This is a genomic window from Aminobacter sp. P4_H6_2, assembly GCF_056400805.1.
The window spans coordinates 1-18,667 of record NZ_JBFUKO010000046.1 but is presented as its reverse complement, the minus strand read 5'-3'; the positions used below and the strand labels follow the sequence as shown (position 1 = coordinate 18,667).

The window sequence follows — 18,667 nt, the reverse complement described above, 5'->3', positions numbered from 1 at the left end:
CTTCATCGATGCGCTCGAAGGCGAGGCCGACCCCGAAACCAAGCGCAAGACCATTGGGCGCCTGTTCATCGAAGTCTTCGAAGAAGAGGCCAAGAAGCTCGGCGGTGCTGATTTCCTGGCTCAAGGTACGCTCTACCCAGACGTCATCGAAAGCGTCTCCTTCACCGGCGGTCCCTCGGTCACCATCAAGTCGCACCACAATGTCGGCGGTCTGCCCGACCGCATGAACATGAAGCTTGTCGAGCCGCTGCGCGAGCTGTTCAAGGACGAGGTGCGTGTGCTGGGCAAGGAGCTCGGCCTGCCCGACAGCTTCATCGGCCGCCATCCGTTCCCCGGACCGGGCCTTGCTATCCGTTGCCCCGGCGGCATCACCCGCGAAAAGCTCGAAATCCTGCGCCAGGCCGATGCGATCTATCTCGACGAGATCCGCAAGGCAGGCCTCTACGACGCCATCTGGCAGGCCTTTGCCGTGCTGTTGCCGGTCCAGACAGTCGGCGTCATGGGCGACGGCCGCACCTACGAATTCGTCTGCGCGCTGCGCGCGGTCACCTCCGTCGACGGCATGACCGCCGACTTCTACCACTACGACATGAACTTCCTCGGCCAGGCCGCCACCCGCATCATCAACGAGGTGAAGGGCATCAACCGGGTGGTCTATGACGTGACCAGCAAGCCGCCCGGCACGATCGAGTGGGAATGATTCAGGCCCATCCGAGCGCCGCCACAGTGTAGATATCAGCGGACTCGGCCAGCTTCGGCTATCGCATCGGCTGTCGATTTCAGGATGATGGAATCGACGCCCAAGGCGCGGAGCGCTCGCGCGGAAGGGCATCAGCATACTGCCGTTCGATCGCCGCCCTTAGGGCGTCAGGCTCCACCCTCGTCTGCTCGAAGGCGAGGCGCGCGGTGCCGTCCGGCAGATCGAGCGAGGCCAGCAGGAAATGTTCGGCCCCGGGTTCGCGCTGCTAGTCCTGCAAGGCGTAGGTTTCCGCCCGCTCGCAGAGACGCTTGATGGTGCTGATGTTATTGAGCTTTGATTTGATTCCTTGGAACATCGCAATTCCCCTATGTAGAACTGTTGTCTGCGGCGACGCCGACGAGTTGTCGCCGCTGGTCAAGATCCAGGCAGCCGTGACGCGCGAGACCGACGGCGCGCCGGATGTCGCAACCGCCATCGAGTGGATGACCATCAATCCGGCGCGGCTGCTGCACCAGGACAAGACCACCGGCTCGATCGAGGTCGGAAAGTTAGCCGATCTCGCGGTGATCGACCGCGACATCACCGAGATTCCGGCCAAGCAGGTCGGCGAGGCGAAAGTCGTGGCCACACTGTTGCAAGGCGAGCCTGTCTACGACCCGGACGGTATGTTCGACGAGTGATTGCGCGCCGCGCAGGCACTTGAAGTGGCGATCATCGGGGCGGGGAGGCTTGAGCCTCGCCCGCCCCGTATTCGTCAGCCCACGGGATCGCCTTCGACAGCCGTCGCGTTTGCCTCGGATCTGGTTGCTCGCCGCAATACCATCCGTCGGACGACGACGTAGAAGACAGGCGTCAGGATCAGCCCGAAGAATGTCACGCCAACCATGCCGGCGAACACGGCGATGCCCATGGCATTGCGCATCTCCGCACCGGCTCCCGTCGCAATGACAAGTGGCACGACGCCGGCAATGAATGCGAGCGACGTCATCAGGATAGGCCGCAGACGCAGGCGCGCGGCTTCGAGCGCCGCGGCAACTGGATCCCGCCCCTTCTTTTCCTCTTCATAGGCGAACTCCACGATCAGAATGGCATTCTTGGCCGCAAGGCCGACCAACACGACAAATGCGATCTGGGTGAAGATGTTGTTGTCACCGTTTGAGAGCCAGACGCCGCCGATGGCAGAGAGCAACGCCATCGGCGCGATGAGCAGGACCGTGAAGGGCAATGACCAGCTGTTGTACTGGGCTGCCAGGATCAGGAATGCCAGCAACACCGCCAGCGGAAACACGATCATGGCCGTGTTCCCGGCTTGCTTTTCCTGGAAGACCAGGTCGGTCCACTCGAACGCCATGCCGGCTGGAAGCGTCTCATGCAGGATACGCTCGATTGCCGCTGTCGCCTGCCCGGACGAATAACCCGGTGCTGCGCCTCCCGTTATGTCGACCGAGGGGTAGCCATTGTAGTGCATCACCCGGTCTGGTCCTGAACTGGTAACGACAGTTGCAAGGGCAGCGAGGGGAACCATCTCGCCTGCGGCATTGCGAACCTTCAGGCGTGCAATGTCGTCCACTTGAGCGCGGAACGGCTCGTCCGCCTGGACGATCACGCGATAGGTGCGGCCGAAACGGTTGAAATCGTTTGCGTACAAGGAGCCCAGATTGACCTGCAATGTCTCGAAGATCTCCGTCAACGGAACACCTTGCGCCTTGGCCTTGACCCGATCGAGATCGACCTGAACCTGCGGCGCGTTCATCTGGAAGCTCGCCATCATGCCAGCAAGTTCCGGCGCCTGCGCGGCCTTCGCCATGACCTCGCCCTGCACCTTGGCAAGGGCCTCGAGGCCTGCCCCGGAGCGATCCTCGATCTGGAGCTTGAAACCACCTATCGTTCCGAGCCCCGGCACAGGCGRCGGCGGGAAAATGCCGACGAAGCCGTCCGGGATCTGGCTGTACTTGCCCATCAGCCGTCCGGCGATCGCATTGGCTGAGAGCGACGGATCCTTGCGCTGATCGAATGGATCGAGCATGGCGAAGACGACGGCGGCATTTGGCAGGTTGACGAAGCCGTTCACGGAGAGGCCCGGAAAGGCCACGATGCTCTCGACGCCCGGCTCCTCCAACGCGATCCTGGACATCTCCTTGACGACAGCCTCGGTCCGGTCGAGCGACGCTCCGGATGGCAACTGGGCAATGCCGACGAGATAGTACTTGTCCTGCGTGGGCACGAAACCGGTCGGGATGCTCTGGAATCCCATCCAGGTCATTCCAACAAGTCCTGCATAGAGTGCCAGGATCACGCCGCTGATGCGGATGGCGCGACGTGCCGTGCCGACATAGGCGTTCGATGCCCTGTCGAAAAAGCGATTGAACAGACGAAAGAACCGGCCGAATGCGAAATCGATGCCACGGGTGAGCCAATCGCGCTTTGACCCGTCGTGGTGCGGCTTCAAGAGAACGGCTGCCAGTGCTGGCGAAAGCGTCAGCGAGTTGACCGCCGAAAGAACTGTCGAGATCGCAATGGTGACCGCGAACTGGCGGTAGAACTCGCCCTGAAGGCCCGACAGAAATGCGGACGGAATGAACACTGCGGCAAGGACCGACGTGATCGCGATGATTGGCGCTGTCACCTCGTCCATCGCCTTGCGGGCCGCGTCCTTCGGCGTTTCGCCAAGACCGATATGCCGTTCGACGTTCTCGACGACAACGATGGCGTCGTCGACCACGATGCCGATCGAAAGAACCAGGCCGAACAGCGACAATGTGTTGAGCGAGAAACCCATGAGATACATCACCGCAAGCGTGCTGATGAGCGATATGGGCACGGCAACCAGCGGAATGATGGAAGCACGCCACGACTGCAGGAACAGCACGACGACGATGACGACGAGAACGATCGCTTCAAGCAACGTCACCATGACGGCGGCAAGGGACGCGCGCACGAAGACGGTTGGATCGTAGGCAATCCGGTATTCCAGGCCCTCCGGAAAACCGCGCTGCAATTGCTTCATCTCGGCGTGCACGGCGTTCGAGACATCAAGCGCATTTGCACCTGGTCGTTGAATGATCTGCATCGCGACGGCCGGCTCACCGTCAAGCAGGCTACGCAACGCGTAGCCATCGGAACCGAGACCAATTCGCGCGACATCGCGCAGACGCACGATCTGCCCGTCCTCGCCCGTCTTGATGACGATCTCGCCGAATTGTTCCTCGCTGGACAGCCGGCCCAGTGTACTGACCGTGACTTCATAGCTCGCGGCCTGCGATGGCTGCTGACCCACCGAGCCGGCTGCGACCTGGAGGTTTTGTTCGCGAATAGCGGCGACGACATCCGCAGCGGTCAGTCCGCGTGCCGCGACTTTGGCGGGGTCCAGCCAGACACGCATGGCGTATTCGCCCGCACCCCATATGATGACGTCGCCGACTCCTGGCAGGCGGGCGAGCGTGTCGCGAATTTGGAGGCTGGCAAAGTTGGAGATGTAGAGGGGATCGTAGCGTTTGTCGGGCGATACAAGGTGCACCACCATCAGGATGTCGGGCGACGTCTTCTGGGTGACGACGCCGATGCGTTGAACTTCTTCCGGCAGGCGTGGCAGAGCCCGCGACACGCGGTTCTGCACCTGGATCTGGGCCATGTCCGGATCCGTGCCCTGGGCGAAGGTGACGGTGAGCGTCATCCTGCCGTCGGTCGCGGCCTGCGAGCTCATATAGAGCATGCCCTCGACGCCATTGATCGATTGTTCGAGTGGCGAGGCCACGGTCTCGGCGATGACCTGCGGGTTGGCGCCGGGATAACTAGCAGTCACCTGCACGGTCGGCGGGGTGACCRCCGGATATTCGCTCAGCGGCAGCTGAAACAGGGTGATCGCTCCCGCGATCAGCATGAGGGCCGAGAGAACGATCGCAAAGATCGGCCTATTGATGAAAAAGTGCGGCAGGCTCATCGACGTGCTTCCTGCGTATTGCCTTCGGCAATGCCGTCGACTGAGCGCTGATCAGGGGCCATCGCGATCCGGTTCGGGGTCACCTGCATGCCGGGTCGGACGAGCCCCTTGATGATGACCGTGTCACCAGGGTTGAGGCCGCTTGCAACGACGCGCAGCCCATCGCTCATCGCGCCCAATTCCACCGGCCGGTATTCGACCATGTCACCGGCACCCAGCACAAGGACGTAGCGCCGTCCCTGATCGGTCCCGACCGCTTGATCATCGATGAGAACGGTCTCGATCGGCGCGCTCGTGGCAAGCTTTGCGCGCGCGAACAGGCCTGGTGTCAGTCGGCCTTTGGGATTGGCCAGCACGGCTCGGGCGCGAATTGTCCCGGTGCTTTGATCGATACGGTTTCCGAGGAAGTCCAAAGTGCCCGAATGAGGGTAGCCTTTATCGGTGGCGAGCCCGACTTCGACGAGGAATGAGGTATCCTTGCGCCCCACGGCCTCGGGACGGGCTTCGCTTAGAAAACTCAGGTAGGTCGGTTCATCGATATCGAAATAAACATGTATGGGGTCGACCGACACGATCGTGGTGAGCAATGTCGCCGCGCCTCCGGACGCTCCGGTGACGAGGTTTCCTTCCGTCACCAGCACCCTGTCGACGCGTCCCGCGATCGGGGCAGTCACGCGGGAGTAGGAAAGGTCGAGCCTGGCTGCTGCAACTGCGGCCTTGGCCTCCAGCACCTGCGCTTGCCGCTCCTGCTTCCCGGACACGTCGTCATCATAGGTCTTGCTGGGGATGGCTCCGGAAGGCAGCAGCCGCTGCGATCGATCGAGATCGGTCTTGGCCTGGGAGAGCAGAACCTCTGCCCGTTGCAGCTGCGCTTCGGCATTCTGGAGCGCGACCTCAAACGGCCGYGGGTCGATCTTGAAGAGCAACTGGCCTCGTTCGACGAGACCACCTTCCGGCATGCTGACCGATTCAAGCATCCCGCCGACACGCGGGCGCAGTTCCACCGTTTTTGCGGCTGCCACGACGCCGGTAAACTCCGACGAACGTGCGATCACCCGCGTGACGACCTCAGCGACAGGCACCTGGGGCGGTGGCGAGGCCATGAGAGCGGTGCTGCTCGTTTCGCTTGAAGTCAGCGCCTGGCTGACAATGGCAGGCACACCATTGAAATAAGCAAGTAATGCGCCGCCCCCCGCAGCCGCTAATGTGAAGAGAAATATCCTGGACTTCCTAGTCATTTGTTCTACCTCGCCGTCAGAATGCGTGACGTCTCCGACGGCACTGCTTGATGATTTGCGGCGACGGTAGTGTTTCTAGTGACTGGAAGGTCAACAGACGTTTTGCGGCCGTTGCAAAGCCGCGCTGCCGACACTTTTCTGAGAGAATGCCGTTCTAGGAGAGGGCGTTGCCGGCGCAACGTGCCGTCGTCAGTTGGTGGAAGGCACAGCAGGCGGATTGTTGATTCTGGCCGCCGGGCGGCTGGCCGTAGGCTAGATCGGAATGGGGCTCTATCTTATGGAAACCGGTTACCATTTTACGGGATCATGTTCCAGCTGGCAGGCCATATGGCCCACGCAGGTTCGTTCCTACAGCACGACCACGCGCGCGCCGTTTGGGGCTTTTTCGTAGAGATCGATCACGTCCTCGTTGAGCATGCGGATGCAGCCGGAGGACGCCTCGGTGCCGATGGTCCATGGTTCGGAGGTGCCGTGGATGCGGTAAAGCGTGTCGACGCCGCCATTGTAGAGATACAGCGCGCGTGCACCGAGCGGGTTTTGCGGTCCCGGTTCGATCCTGCGCGGCAATTGCGGGGTCTGGCTGTGCATGTCGTCGGTCGGATACCAGGCCGGCCACTTGGCCTTGCGTCCGATCGTTGCGTTGCCCGACCAGGCATGACCTGTCGCCCCAACAGCGATGCCGTAGCGATAGGCGGTGCCATCGTTGCGAATGAGATAAAGCAGCTTTTCTCCGGTGTTGACCACAATGGTGCCGGCGCCATAGCCGGCCGGTGCCGCAACCACCGTTGGCTTGAGACGCGGATCAAACTTGCGCCGGTCGACGATGCGAACCGGATAGGCCTCGTTGGCATAGGCCTGCTGCCGGCTTTCGATCTCAGCTTTGGAAAGTGCCGGTTCGAGCGAACCTTGGCTTGTGCAGGACGCCACCAGAAACACCATGGCAACGAGCAGCAGCGCACGCCAGGGCATGCCCGACATCGCCGTCATTGCCCTAGCCGCCGGCCGCCGCAAGCTTCTTCAGCCTGTCCAGACTCTGGGCCAGGCCTTTCAGCGACACATCGAGGTTCACCGGTGCGCCCGTATCCGACGCAGTCATCGCCACGGTCAGTTTCTCGTTGGCTCGAAGCGCTGCCTCGAACTTGGCATCGACGACAACCGGGGCGACGCAGCCTTGCGGCAGGCAGGTCTTGTAGGCCGCCTTGGCATAGACATCGTCCTTGATGCGCAACGACAGCCCGGATGGCAGGTCGATGCCGAAAGGCGCGATGACCGTGCCGGCCAGCGGCTGCTTGTCCTTTGCTGCGCCTTCGAACACGATCATCAGCACGCGCTGGTTGGAATTGCCCTGCGCCAGGCTCTGCGACACCTGGCAGATACGTTTCGAGGCCGGCTCTTGTCCCTCCTGCTTGGGCGGCGCTGTATTGGCGCACTGAACGATCCAGTCGCCATAGGTCTCCGACAGCGCCGAAGGTGCAGCGTCCTGTGCACTGGCTTGACCCACCGCACCCAGGATCAGGGTCCCGCAAGCCGCGGCCAGGAAGCTGGACCTGTGCCTGCGCGGTTGCCCGGCTTGGCTGTTCGCCAGGGAGCTCTGGCCAATCAGAAGATGATGGACGGGCATGTCGACGCCTTTCATGACGGCTGGGGCAGACTCGGCTGGTTTAAAAAAACAGGTCGTACAAGCGAGAGATTGGACCGCGCGGAAGCGAACGGCAAGCAGTGCTGTGGCGATGCGTATAGCCAGCGGCCATATGAGCTTGCCCTAAGAAAAAACTTGACGACGATAGTCATGATTATTATCCGATGCCTGTCCGCCGCGATGGCGACAGGAGATTTCAGATGATGACAATCCGACATTCCGCTGCGGCCCTTGGATTTGCGGCGTTGGTCGCAACGTCCAATTTCGCCCAGGCCGAGGCGGTTTCCATTACGGATTCCCGCGGCCAGCCAGTCCAGATCGAGAATCCGGTCAAGAAAGTCGCGATCTTCCCGCTGCCCATTCCCGAGGCGATGATTGCCATCGATGGCGGAACCGACCGCCTGATGGCGATCAATCCGCGCGCGCAAAGTGCCCTGATGAAGGGCGTCATCGGCCAGCTTTTCCCCGAGATTGCCAACATCCGCACCGACCTGGTGGCGCCCAACTTCATTCCCAATGTCGAGGAAATCCTGAAGGCCGGCCCCGACGTCGTTCTGCAGTGGCAGGCCAAGGGCGACGAGCGCGTCGCGCCGATGGAAAACGCCGGCATCAAGGTGGCGACGGTCAGCACGGAATCGCGCGAGACCCGGCGCGGCTATATCGCCATGCTCGGCCAGATCTTGGGCAAGCAGGAACGTGCCCAGGCGTTCCTCGATTGGGAGGACAAGACGGTCAAGGACATTTCCGCCGTGCTCGCGGCAGCCGACCGCAAGCGTCCGCGTATCGTCTTCATCGACAGCATGAACGATAACGAGTTCGTCGTCTTTGGCCGCGAGGAAGCATATTTCACGGCATCGGGCCTCGTGAATGCCGCGACTGAAGCAGGCTTCACCGAAGGTTCGGTCAAGGTCGGGGCAGAATCGCTGCTGCAGTGGAACCCAGACATCATCCTGGTCAACTACTACAACGACACGATCAAGCCGGCCGACATCCTCAGCCACCCCGTCCTCGCCAGCCTAGACGCGGTCAAGAACGCGCGGGTCTACAAGACCCCGGCCATCGATCCGGCGACCGCTGCCGGGGGCGAGCTTGCCTATCAGTGGTTCGCCGAAATCGGCTATCCCGAATTGTTCGACACCGACATGCGCAAGGCAGTCTCTGATGGCTTCAAGTTCCTCTATGGCAAGGAGCTGACCGCAGAGCAGATCGACCAGCTGATGCAGATGGGCTGGAACGGCAACAGCGCGGGCTACGCCAAAAGCTTCGGCGCGGCCAAGTAACGGTCGGGGAGCAACTGACGTGAAGGATATCGGTTTCGTCACATCGGGCGATGGCGCGCATCTGCAATGCTTTCAGGACTACAAGGCCTGGCTGGATGAAGAGATTTATCTGCGCTTCATCGACCGCGTTGACCTGAGCGCATTCAAGGCGATCGTCGTCCCTGACTTCTCCAACCAGGACCTGCTGCGTAAGCATGCCCGCCAGCTCAACGACTATCTGGCGCAGGGCGGCTTCCTGATCGTCTTCGAACCGAACCGCATGGACGAATGGCTCGATGTCGTGTCCGTGCAGTGGTTCAGCCGCGAGACCGAAGACTGGAAGTGGTGGATGCGCCCCGGCGGACGCATGGAGGCCTATCAGCCGACGCCACTGCACTCGATGGCTCAGGCGATCCCGCTCGCCGACATGTGCTGGCACTTCTTCGGCGCGTTTCGTTTCCCCGAGGCCGCGACGCCGATCCTCAATCTCGACAATGACGAGGGCTGCCTGATGTTCGACCTGCCGGTCGACGGGGGCGGCAGGCTGATTGCCTCGACCATCGATCCGCATACGCATCATGGGCGTCGCTTCATGCCGGCGACGACGCGCTTTCTCAACGGCTTCTACCCCTGGCTCAAGGCGGAGGTGCAAACCCGTGGCTGAGACCAGATTTCGCGGCGGAAACAAGCCGCACCTGCTCTATGTCCGCTCAACCCGGAGCTACAATATCGATCGCATTGGCGGTCTGGTGCCGCAGGACTGGCGCTACAGCGCCATCGACATCTACGAACTCGAGGGCAGGGACCTCGGCGATGTCGACGTGCTGATGCTGTCGGGCATGCACGACCAGATCTTCCTCAAGTCGATCGAGCCGAAGCTTGTCGACTACCTCGCCTCGGGCGGCCATTTCCTGATCAACGGCCACATCATCATCCCGTGGCTGCCTTGCCTGTCGCCGTTCAAGGCGGTCAGCCCCAAGCCCTTCACCAACTGGATGATCCGGCCCGCCGAGCCGGGCGGCTATTTCGGCCGCATGGATTGTGAGAACTTCCATCGCCACGAAGGTATTTTGGGACAATACGCACGCGGCTATGCCGATGCACCCGAGGGTGCACAGTGGCTGTGCCTGATCGGCGGGCCGACGGCCGATGGCACCATCCACGAAGGCCCGGTCGACTGGGTCTGGCGCATGCCCGGCGGCGGCAAGGTGTTCATGCACAATGGCGACCATATCGAGCAGTTCTGCTCCGACCCGCGCCATGACCCCAACCTGTTCCAGGATATTCTGAGGGCCCTGGTCTTCACCGACGAACCCGCTGCGTATCATGAACCGTATCGGCCAACGCCGCCCGGGCCGGCATAATGTCTTCGATGGTCGATAACGACGGCACGACCACGGCTGCCAATGTGCGGGAGAGCGGCATCGGCTTGGCCATGCCCGCCCTTGTCGTTCTGCTTTTGGCGGCAATGGTCGGTTCGCTGTCGATCGGCCGCTATGGCGTTGGTCTTGGCGATCTGTCGACGCTGGTCTTGGGCTGGCTTGGAATCGGCCCGGGCCGCGCGGGCGTTGCCGAACCGGTGTGGCGGGTGGTCGAGCTGGTGCGCGTTCCGCGCATGCTGATAGGCGGTTTCGTCGGTGCTGGCCTCGCGCTTTCCGGTGCTGTGCTTCAGGGCGTCTTCCGCAATCCGCTCGTTGATCCGCATGTCATCGGTGTGTCCTCGGGTGCGGCCTTCGGCGGCGTTTTCGCGATCCTGCTTGGCCTCGGCGCCGTCGCCTTATGGTCGATGGCCTTTGCCTTCGGGCTCGCCGCGTTGCTGCTGGTCGTTGTGATGAGCCGCAAGTCTGGCCGTTCGTCGATCCTGATGCTGGTGTTGTCGGGCGTGGTCATTTCTGCGCTGTTTTCCGCCCTGGTCTCGCTCGCCACCTATCTCGCCGACCCCAATGACACGCTGCCGGCCATCGTTTTCTGGCTGATGGGATCGTTCGCCAGCGCAACGCCCGAACGCGCGCTGTACATGGTGCCGATCGTGGCTGTCTTTGCCCTGCCGCTGCTGCTGATGCGTTTTCGCATCAACATCCTGTCGCTCGGTGACGAGGAGGCCCGTGGGCTCGGCCTCAAGGTCGAGCCGACGCGATGGCTGGTGCTGTGCTGCGTCACGGGCATCACGGCTGCAAGCGTCGCCAATTCCGGCATCATCGGCTGGGTCGGCCTGGTGGTGCCGCATTTCGCCCGTTCGCTCGTCGGGCCCGATCACCGCAGGCTGCTGCCGGCATCTGCGCTGCTGGGCGCGAGCTTCATGCTGCTCGTCGATGTCATGGCGCGCTCGCTCATTCCAGCCGAAATCCCGCTTGGGGTGCTTACCGCCATCGTCGGCGCGCCGGTGTTCATGGTGCTGTTGCATCGAACCCACAATGAAGGCTGGTAGCGATGATCAACGCGCAGTCGCTGGGCTTTCGTTATGGCGCCGATGCAGCATGGCTGTTTCGCGATCTGTCTTTTTCGCTTGAGCAGGGGCAGACGCTGGTCCTGCTCGGGCGCAACGGGCGCGGCAAGACAACGATGCTGAAATGCATCGCAGGCCTCATAGCCCCGGCCGCTGGTACGATACGCAGTAGTGGCACTGTCGGTTATGTCCCGCAGCATTTCGCCTCGCCCTTCGCCTATTCGGTGTCGGATGTCGTGCTGATGGGGCGGGCACGCCACGTCGGGCTGTTTTCGAATGCGACAGCCCACGATAGGCAACACGCGGCAGACGCTCTGGAACTTGTCGGCTTGCAGGCGTTTGCCAAGCGCGCGATCGGCACCTTGTCGGGCGGAGAGCGACAACTCGTGCTTATCGCCCGTGCGCTGGCCTCGGAAGCCGATATCCTGCTTCTCGACGAACCGGCCTCAGCACTTGATTTCCGCAACCAGGCGGTGGTGCTGTCGATGCTGCGCCGGCTTTCACTGGAGCGAGGCCTCACCATCATCATGACGACGCATGAGCCGACCCATGCGCTGGAAATCGCCGACCGGGCAGTCCTGCTGCACGGCTCTGCCAGAAGCGAGGAAGGTCCCGTCGCCGCCATGTGCACGGAAAGCAAGCTCTCCGAGCTTTATGGCCTGTCGATGCGGCGGCTGGACTATCGCAGCGGTGAGATCCAGACGTCGAGCATCGTCGCCAACTATGCCTCGATAGATCGCTGACGGGCGGCTCAAGCCTGATCGATAAGCACCTGCTCCAGCCCCGATTCGGGTGCGGAGCAGACGCACAGGATCGTCGCCTCGCCAGTGCCGACCGAGACATAGCCGTGGCCCATGGTCGAATCGATGTAGACGCCGTCACCAGTGGCGAGCCGCGTCGGCGCATAGTGGTCGGTGTGGATTTCGATCTCGCCGTCGATCACATAGGTGAATTCCTCGCCGACGTGGCGGACCAGCGGGCCGAATTCTTCGAGCGTGCGGRCATGGATCTTGGCGATGATCGGCACCATGCGCTTGTTGATCAGGTCGGTGCACAGATAGCGGTAGTCGTAGTTCCGTGTCGCCAGCTGCAGCGTGTTCGCCGCAGAGACCACCGAACGCCTTGTGCGCTCCACGCCCTTGGCCGGTTCGAAATTCAACAGTTCCGTAACGGGGATATCGAGTCCCGTGCAGATCTGCAGGATCTTGTCATAAGTCAGTGACATCAGGTCGTTTTCGACCTTCGACAGCGTCGACAAGGCGAGTCCCGTGCGCTCGCTGACTTCCTGCAACGTCAGCCCATGACGCTGCCGCACGGCGCGCAAGCATTCACTCAGTCGCGGTTGTTGGGTCACATTCTCTCCAGCCTCGGCGCGCTGAGCCTATTTTCGTTTTCTAAAATGGCAAGGATTTAGCGTTTACGCAAATGACTTGACGTATGCAAAAAGAAATCTTACCGATTGCATCATAAAAAAGCGGGAACGGCAAAAACTTTTGACGAGCAGGGCGACTTCCCTGCACCCCATGACGCCCAGCGCGTCGTGCCAAGGTCAATGCGGGAGGGCAGGACCATGCGTAACGACAGACACAATAAAGGCACGGCATCGCGGCTGAGCCTGATGCGTTGCGCCAACCGTTTTCCATGCACATCCGGCGCAGCGCTCGGCGCCGCCGGCAATCCGATGACATCAGGAAGGGAGTGACCGGCATGACCAAGGCACCGGCCGATTTTGCCGCGCGCATCGATGCGCTGTTCAACGATTTCACCGGCCCCGACAGCCCGGGCGCGGTCGTGGCGGTCACCGAAAGCGGACGTGAGATCTTCGCCAATACCTACGGTCTCGCCAACATCAACAATGCCGTGCCGATGGACCGCAAGGCGATCATCCGCATCGGCTCGCAGACCAAGCAGTTCACCGTCCTGCTGATCCTGATGCTGGAAGCAGAAGGCAAGCTCGCCCTGTCGGACGAAGTGCAGAAGCACCTGCCATACGTGCCCCGTCTGGAGCAGCCTGTGACGCTCGAGCACCTGGCATCCAACACGTCGGGCTTCCGCGATCACCTTGAAGCCATGATCTTCGCCGGCCTGTCGATCTTCACGCCGTCCGACCGGCAAACTGGCCGCGATGTCATAGCCCGCCAGGATGCGCTGAATTTTAAGCCCAGCAGCGCTATGACCTACTGCAATGCGGGCTTCTTCATGCTGTCGGAGATCATCGAGCAGATCGAGGGCGCAACCTTCAACGAGGTGCTGCGCAAGCGCATCACCGGCCCACTTGGCATGGACGACACCTCGCTGCTGATCCGCGACGGAACGGCGATGAAGCGGCTGGCCGCGCACTACACCAAGCGCACCGATGGCTGGGCCAACCTCAACTGGGGGCTCGATCTCGGCGGCGAGGGCGGCATGATTTCGACCCTCGACGACATGATCGTCTGGCAGCAGAACCTGTTCGATCCCAAGGTCGGAACGCCTGCAATGTATGAACGCATGGCAACCCCTTGCGTCTTCGACAACGGCGCGACGGGCTTCTACGGCCTTGGCCTCGTTACCGACGTCTATCGTGGCAGGCGTGCTGTCGGTCATGGCGGAACGGTCGCCGGCGGCAAGTCGGAATCGACCCGCTTTGTCGATGACGGTTTTGGTGTCGTCATCATCGCCAACAACGACCAGGTCGCATCTTTCGCGCTCGGCCGCCRCATCGCCGACATCTATTTCGGCGACGAAACCCCGGCACCGATCGCGCTCGCCCCAGGCCGTTACCGCCAGGAAGGCGGCCCTGACGTCTTCGAGATCGTCGCCAAGGACGGCGTGCCGACTTTCCTCAATTCAGGTGGGGTCGGCGGCTTCGACTTCGGCCATCAAGGTGGCGCCAAGCCAGAACGCGCCATCACCGATCTGGTGCTGAGCCCGCGTGCCGATGGCAAGGTCGATGGTGTGTTCTGCGGCTCGCCGCGCGTCTATGCGCCGCTTCAGGCCGATGCCACCGCCGCGCGTCCGCTGGCCGGGCGTTACGTCAACAAGGCCCAGGATTTTGAGGTCGAGATCACAGGCGATGCGCAGAAGGGCGAATTTCGCCTGCGCTCGGGACTGGGCGCAATGACAGCGCCTATCGTCGCTGCCGATGCCGACCTTTGGTTCCTGTTGCAGCCCGGCACTGACATGCGTCCCGGCCTGCCGTGGAATGCGACGCTGGCGGTGACCGGCGACGGCTTCGAGATGAACTCCGACCGCATCAAGAAACTGGCCTTCAAGCGAGCCTGATCAACCACTTACGGCGAGGTGTAAAATGTCCCTTCGGAACCTGTCTCCCCTGGAATTCGACGCGCTGGCACGCGCCTATTTCAAGCAGGCCACCCTGTCGCGCCGCGGCTTCCTCGGTGGCGCCGCTGCCCTTGCGGCTGCCGCAACGCTTGGCATGCCCGGCAAGGCACTTGCCCAGCAGACCGGCGGCACGCTGCGTGTCGGCCGCTCGGAAGAGCCCGATACGCTCGACCCGCACAAGACCACGCTGTCGGTGTCCTCGACGACGATGGACATGATCTACGAGCCGTTGGCGCGTGCCGGCTACGACAGCGAGGTCCTGCCGGGCCTCGCCGAAAGCTGGGCCTTCAGCAACGAAAACAAGACGCTGACCTTCAAGCTGAAGCCGGGTGTCAAGTTCCATGACGGCACGCCTTGCGATGCCGAGGCGGTGGCCTGGACCGTCGCGCGCCATCTGGCGCCTGAAGCGGCGTCGCCCAGCGCCTTCTTCCTTGGCCCGTTGGAACGCGCCGAAGTCATCGACCCACTGACCGTAGCCTATCACTTCAAGGAGCCCTTCGTTGCCGTCTGGGTCGGCCTGACGCTCGGCTATTCCGCGCCGATCTCGCGTGCAGCCGTGGAGGCCGCAGGTGATCAGTTCGGCCGCAAACCGGTTGGTGCCGGTCCGTTCAAGTTCGTGTCATGGTCGACCGACCGCGGCATGCGCCTGGAGCGCAACGACGACTATGCGCCCGTTGCCGCGCCCGCGCGCATCGATGCTGTCGAACTGTTCCATTACCCCGAGGATTCGACCCGTATCGCGGCTTTCGAAACAGGCGAAATCAATGCCATGTATGGTGGAGCCTCGGTTCCGCTGGACAGCGTGCGGCGCCTGCGCGGCAACCCCGATGCCATCATGATCGAGCGCCCGGCCCAGATGATGCGCGCGCTGGTGTTCAACCAGAAGCGCCCGCCTTTCGACAATCCGAAGGTGCGCCAGGCCTTTGCGCATGCCATCGACCAGAAGCGGCTGATCGCCTTTGCGCTTGACGGTTTCGCCGTGCCTGCGACCTCGCCGATAGCGAGCTCGATCGCAGGCTATTCGCCCAAGACAGCTGAGCTGTCCTACGGCTATGATCCGGAAAAGGCCAAGGCGTTGCTTGCCGAGGCAGGAGTTGCCCATGGGCTCAAGGTCAGGCTTGTCGCCAACGACACGCCGGTCATCCGTCGCACCGCCGAGGTGATCCAGGCCCAGCTGCGCGAGATCGGCGTCGAGATCGCGATCGAAACCTTGCCGATTGCGCAATGGGCGGCCATCACCGCGCAGGGCGGGCAAGACATGGTCATCTCCACCTATTCCTACACCGATGCCGATATCGTCTATCCGGTGTTGCACACCAAGGGCGCGCTGAACCGGGCCTTCCACGAGAATGCCGAACTCGACGGCATGATCGCCGAGCAGCGCGTGACCTCCGACCCGGCGGCGCGGCAGGCGGTACTCGACAAAATCCAGGCCAAGGTCGTCACGGAAGCTTACTGGAAGCCGCTGTTTGAGCCGCTCAACTTCGCCGTCGTCGCCAAGGACGTCGTCGATGCCCGCATGAATGCCGGCGGCGAGTTGCGCATCGACAAGCTCGGCATGGCCTCGTGACTCGCGCCGATTGATGCTGAGGTTGCTGGTATCGAGGCTGCTCTATGCGGCCGTCATTCTCCTCGGGGTCATCCTTGTGGTGGCCTCGCTGGTCAAGCTCGTGCCGGGCGATCCGGTCGACGTGATTGCCGCCGGCAATCCCGGCATGAGCGTCCAGGACATGGACATGCTGCGCGAGAAGATGGGGCTGACGCGCTCCGTGCCCGCGCAGTTCGTCGCCTATCTCGGCAGTGCCGTGCAGGGCGACCTCGGCACCTCGATCCGCCAGGGCGTTCCTGTCACCAGCCTGATCGCCGAGCGCCTGCCGGCGACCGGCGAGCTCGCCTTCTGGACGCTCATCCTCGCATTCGCCATCGCCATCCCGCTCGGCATCGTCACAGCGCTCAAGCGCGACAGCTGGATCGACTATGCCGGCACCTTCGTTGCTGTGCTTGGCGTGTCGATGCCGGGCTTCCTGCTCGCCGTGCTGATGATCCTGTGGTTCTCCATCGAGCTGCGCTGGCTGCCCGCGTCGGGCTATCGCGGATCGGCGCTGGCAAGCATAGGGCGTGCAGTGACCGAGCGCGACTTTTCCATCTTCTGGAACGCCTTCCGCTATTTCATCATGCCGTCGATCTCGCTCGCCTTCGTGCTGGTCGCCGTCAATGCCCGACTGATCCGCTCGGCCATGCTGGAAGTCCTGCAGCAGGACTACATCACCTTCGCCACCGCCAAGGGCGTGCCGCGCCTCACCATCATCCTGCGCCATGCGCTGCGCAATGCGCTGCTGCCGATCGTGACTTTGGCCGGCCTGCAGATGGGGGCGCTGCTCTCGGGCACCGTCGTCATCGAAACGGTGTTCGCCTGGCCCGGTATCGGTCGGCTTGCCGTCGATTCGATCCAGGTCCGGGACTATCCGATCATCCAGGCGGTGGTGCTGATTTCCGCGGCACTGTTCATCTCGCTGAACCTGATCGTCGATATCCTTTACCGCTTCATCGACCCGAGGGTGCGCAATGACTGAGGCCGTGATCGTGCCTGCCGCCACAAAGGCAATCGGCGAGCGCCGCTTTCTCGGTGCCCTGAGCCGCAGCGCCAAGGGCATCTCAGGCCTGTTTCTGATTGCCATCGTTGTATTGTGCGCAATCTTCGCGACGAGTCTGGCCCCGCATGATCATGCCCAGCAGGTCATCGAATGGCGCTATGCTCCGACCGTCTGGCAGGATGGCGGCAGCACCACCAACCTGCTCGGCGGCGACAATATGGGCCGTGACATCCTGAGCCGCACCATCATGGGCGCACAGGTCTCGATCCAGGTGGCGCTGATCGTGGTGTCGATCGCGTTGGTCGTCGGCTCGACGCTCGGCGCATTGGCTGGGTACTTCGGCGGGATCGTCGACACCATCATCATGCGCATCGTCGATTTCCAGCTCGCCTTTCCCTTCCTGCTTCTGGCGCTGATCTTCATGGCGGTGCTGGGCGCGGGTTTCGCCACACTCGTCATGGCGCTGGCCTTTGCGCTGTGGATCAACTTCGCCCGCATCGTGCGCAGCGAAACCATGCGTATCCGCACCCTCGACTATGTCGATGCCGCGATCACCATGGGCGTGTCGCAGCTGCGCATCATCTTCACCCACGTCCTGCCCAATGTGCTGCCGGCGGTGCTCGTCGTCGCCACCCTCGACATCGCTCTGGTGATCATCTCCGAGGCCGCTCTGTCCTTCCTCGGCCTCGGCGTCCAGCCGCCCACCGCATCCTGGGGCGTGATGATCTCGGAAGGCCGCGACTTTCTCTATGAGCAGCCATGGATCGTGATTGCTCCCGGCATCGCCGTGCTGATCTCCTCGGTCGGCATCAACCTGTTCGGCGATTTCCTGCGCGACTATTTCGATCCCCGCCTGGAGAGGATGTGACATGACAGCCTCTCCCTTGTTGTCGGTCCGCGACCTGACGGTCGACTATCCCAGCCGCCACGGTCCGGTCCGCGCGGTCAATGGAGTCAGCTTTTCCGTGGCACCCGGTTCGGTGCTCGGCGTCGTCGGCGAAAGCGGCTCGGGCAAATCCTCGATCGGCTATGCGCTGATGGGGCTCACCGACGCGTCGCGCGCCACATTGGGCGGCGCGGTCACCTTCGAAGGCCGCGACATGCTTGGATTGTCGAGCCGCGACTGGCGCAAGCTGCGTGGCAATCGTATCGCCATGGTGTTTCAGGATGCGATGGCGACGCTGAACCCGGTCATGCGCGTCGGCGACCAGATCGGCGAGGTGTTCCGTTTCCACCGCCCCGGCATGTCGCGCCGGGCGCTCCGCTCAGCGAGCCTCGATCTGCTCGAACGTGTTGGCATCCAGGAAGCTTCCCACCGCATCGACGCCTACCCGCATCAATTGTCCGGCGGCATGCGCCAGCGCGTGGTCATCGCTGCGGCGATTGCGCTCAAGCCGGCCCTGCTGATCGCCGACGAGCCAACCACAGCACTTGATGTCACCGTGCAGGCGCAGATCCTGCGGCTGATGCAGGAGCTGAGCCGCGAGCAGGGCACGGCGATGATCCTGATCAGCCACGATCTCGATG

The 18,667-nt window shown here is 62.5% G+C and carries 18 protein-coding genes; 13 read left to right on the top strand and 5 right to left on the bottom strand.

Annotated features, from left to right (window positions below; all coding sequences use genetic code 11):
• On the top strand, nt 1-700 hold a 700-nt coding region (guaA, locus tag AC1DUU_RS06265; RefSeq protein ID WP_476782558.1), incomplete at its 5' end, for a glutamine-hydrolyzing GMP synthase.
• 326 nt (nt 701-1,026) lie between these two features.
• Nucleotides 1,027-1,380, top strand: a complete 354-nt coding sequence (locus AC1DUU_RS06260; RefSeq protein WP_476782557.1) for an amidohydrolase family protein — start codon at nt 1,027-1,029, stop codon at nt 1,378-1,380.
• A 74-nt stretch (nt 1,381-1,454) separates the two neighbouring features.
• On the opposite strand, the gene AC1DUU_RS06255 is transcribed toward AC1DUU_RS06260, so the two are convergent.
• The 4 genes from AC1DUU_RS06255 to AC1DUU_RS06240 all read right to left on the bottom strand — a co-directional run bounded on the left by AC1DUU_RS06255 (nt 1,455) and on the right by AC1DUU_RS06240 (nt 7,379).
• Nucleotides 1,455-4,640, bottom strand: coding sequence for an efflux RND transporter permease subunit (locus AC1DUU_RS06255; RefSeq protein WP_476782556.1), 3,186 nt, complete (start codon nt 4,638-4,640; stop codon nt 1,455-1,457).
• Nucleotides 4,637-5,878 (bottom strand): efflux RND transporter periplasmic adaptor subunit, encoded by a 1,242-nt coding sequence (locus AC1DUU_RS06250; protein WP_476782555.1) that lies wholly within the window; start codon nt 5,876-5,878, stop codon nt 4,637-4,639. Before AC1DUU_RS06250 ends, AC1DUU_RS06255 begins: the two co-directional genes overlap by 4 nt.
• A 348-nt stretch (nt 5,879-6,226) precedes the next feature.
• Complete coding sequence (locus AC1DUU_RS06245; protein WP_476782554.1) at nt 6,227-6,865, bottom strand: L,D-transpeptidase; 639 nt, start codon at nt 6,863-6,865, stop codon at nt 6,227-6,229.
• A gap of 4 nt (nt 6,866-6,869) precedes the next feature.
• Nucleotides 6,870-7,379, bottom strand: coding sequence for an invasion associated locus B family protein (locus AC1DUU_RS06240; RefSeq protein ID WP_476782553.1), 510 nt, complete (start codon nt 7,377-7,379; stop codon nt 6,870-6,872).
• 48 nt (nt 7,380-7,427) lie between these two features.
• On the opposite strand from AC1DUU_RS06240, the gene AC1DUU_RS06235 reads away from it, so the two are divergent.
• Genes AC1DUU_RS06235 through AC1DUU_RS06210 form a run of 6 tightly spaced genes read left to right on the top strand, consistent with a single transcriptional unit; the run spans nt 7,428 to nt 11,965 of the window.
• Nucleotides 7,428-7,721 (top strand): hypothetical protein, encoded by a 294-nt coding sequence (locus AC1DUU_RS06235; protein ID WP_476782552.1) that lies wholly within the window; start codon nt 7,428-7,430, stop codon nt 7,719-7,721.
• Entirely contained in the window at nt 7,718-8,797 is a 1,080-nt protein-coding gene (locus AC1DUU_RS06230; RefSeq protein ID WP_476782551.1) for an ABC transporter substrate-binding protein, read from the top strand. The genes AC1DUU_RS06235 and AC1DUU_RS06230 overlap by 4 nt, the downstream gene beginning before the upstream one ends.
• A 19-nt stretch (nt 8,798-8,816) precedes the next feature.
• A complete protein-coding gene (locus AC1DUU_RS06225; RefSeq protein WP_476782550.1) occupies nt 8,817-9,440 on the top strand; it encodes a hypothetical protein in 624 nt (207 codons plus the stop codon).
• Nucleotides 9,433-10,140 carry a hypothetical protein gene (locus AC1DUU_RS06220; protein ID WP_476782549.1) on the top strand — a complete coding sequence of 236 codons (708 nt, stop codon included), beginning with the start codon at nt 9,433-9,435 and terminating at the stop codon, nt 10,138-10,140. Before AC1DUU_RS06225 ends, AC1DUU_RS06220 begins: the two co-directional genes overlap by 8 nt.
• A complete protein-coding gene (locus tag AC1DUU_RS06215) occupies nt 10,140-11,204 on the top strand; it encodes a FecCD family ABC transporter permease (RefSeq protein ID WP_476782548.1) in 1,065 nt (354 codons plus the stop codon). Before AC1DUU_RS06220 ends, AC1DUU_RS06215 begins: the two co-directional genes overlap by 1 nt.
• 2 nt (nt 11,205-11,206) lie before the next feature.
• Complete coding sequence (locus AC1DUU_RS06210) at nt 11,207-11,965, top strand: ABC transporter ATP-binding protein (protein WP_476782547.1); 759 nt, start codon at nt 11,207-11,209, stop codon at nt 11,963-11,965.
• A gap of 8 nt (nt 11,966-11,973) precedes the next feature.
• Here AC1DUU_RS06210 and AC1DUU_RS06205 read toward each other — a convergent pair whose 3' ends face one another.
• Complete coding sequence (locus AC1DUU_RS06205; RefSeq protein ID WP_476782546.1) at nt 11,974-12,576, bottom strand: helix-turn-helix domain-containing protein; 603 nt, start codon at nt 12,574-12,576, stop codon at nt 11,974-11,976.
• Between the two features lie 353 nt (nt 12,577-12,929).
• On the opposite strand from AC1DUU_RS06205, the gene AC1DUU_RS06200 reads away from it, so the two are divergent.
• The 5 genes from AC1DUU_RS06200 to AC1DUU_RS06180 form a co-directional block, all read left to right on the top strand.
• On the top strand, nt 12,930-14,486 hold the full coding sequence (locus tag AC1DUU_RS06200) for a serine hydrolase domain-containing protein (RefSeq protein WP_476782545.1): 1,557 nt from the start codon (nt 12,930-12,932) through the stop codon (nt 14,484-14,486).
• 25 nt (nt 14,487-14,511) lie between these two features.
• On the top strand, nt 14,512-16,116 hold the full coding sequence (locus AC1DUU_RS06195; protein ID WP_476782544.1) for an ABC transporter substrate-binding protein: 1,605 nt from the start codon (nt 14,512-14,514) through the stop codon (nt 16,114-16,116).
• A gap of 13 nt (nt 16,117-16,129) precedes the next feature.
• Nucleotides 16,130-17,119 carry an ABC transporter permease gene (locus AC1DUU_RS06190; protein ID WP_476782543.1) on the top strand — a complete coding sequence of 330 codons (990 nt, stop codon included), beginning with the start codon at nt 16,130-16,132 and terminating at the stop codon, nt 17,117-17,119.
• Entirely contained in the window at nt 17,112-18,008 is an 897-nt protein-coding gene (locus tag AC1DUU_RS06185; RefSeq protein ID WP_476782542.1) for an ABC transporter permease, read from the top strand. Before AC1DUU_RS06190 ends, AC1DUU_RS06185 begins: the two co-directional genes overlap by 8 nt.
• A 1-nt stretch (nt 18,009) precedes the next feature.
• Nucleotides 18,010-18,667, top strand: a 658-nt coding sequence (locus AC1DUU_RS06180; protein ID WP_476782541.1) for an ABC transporter ATP-binding protein, incomplete at its 3' end; no start/stop codon positions are given.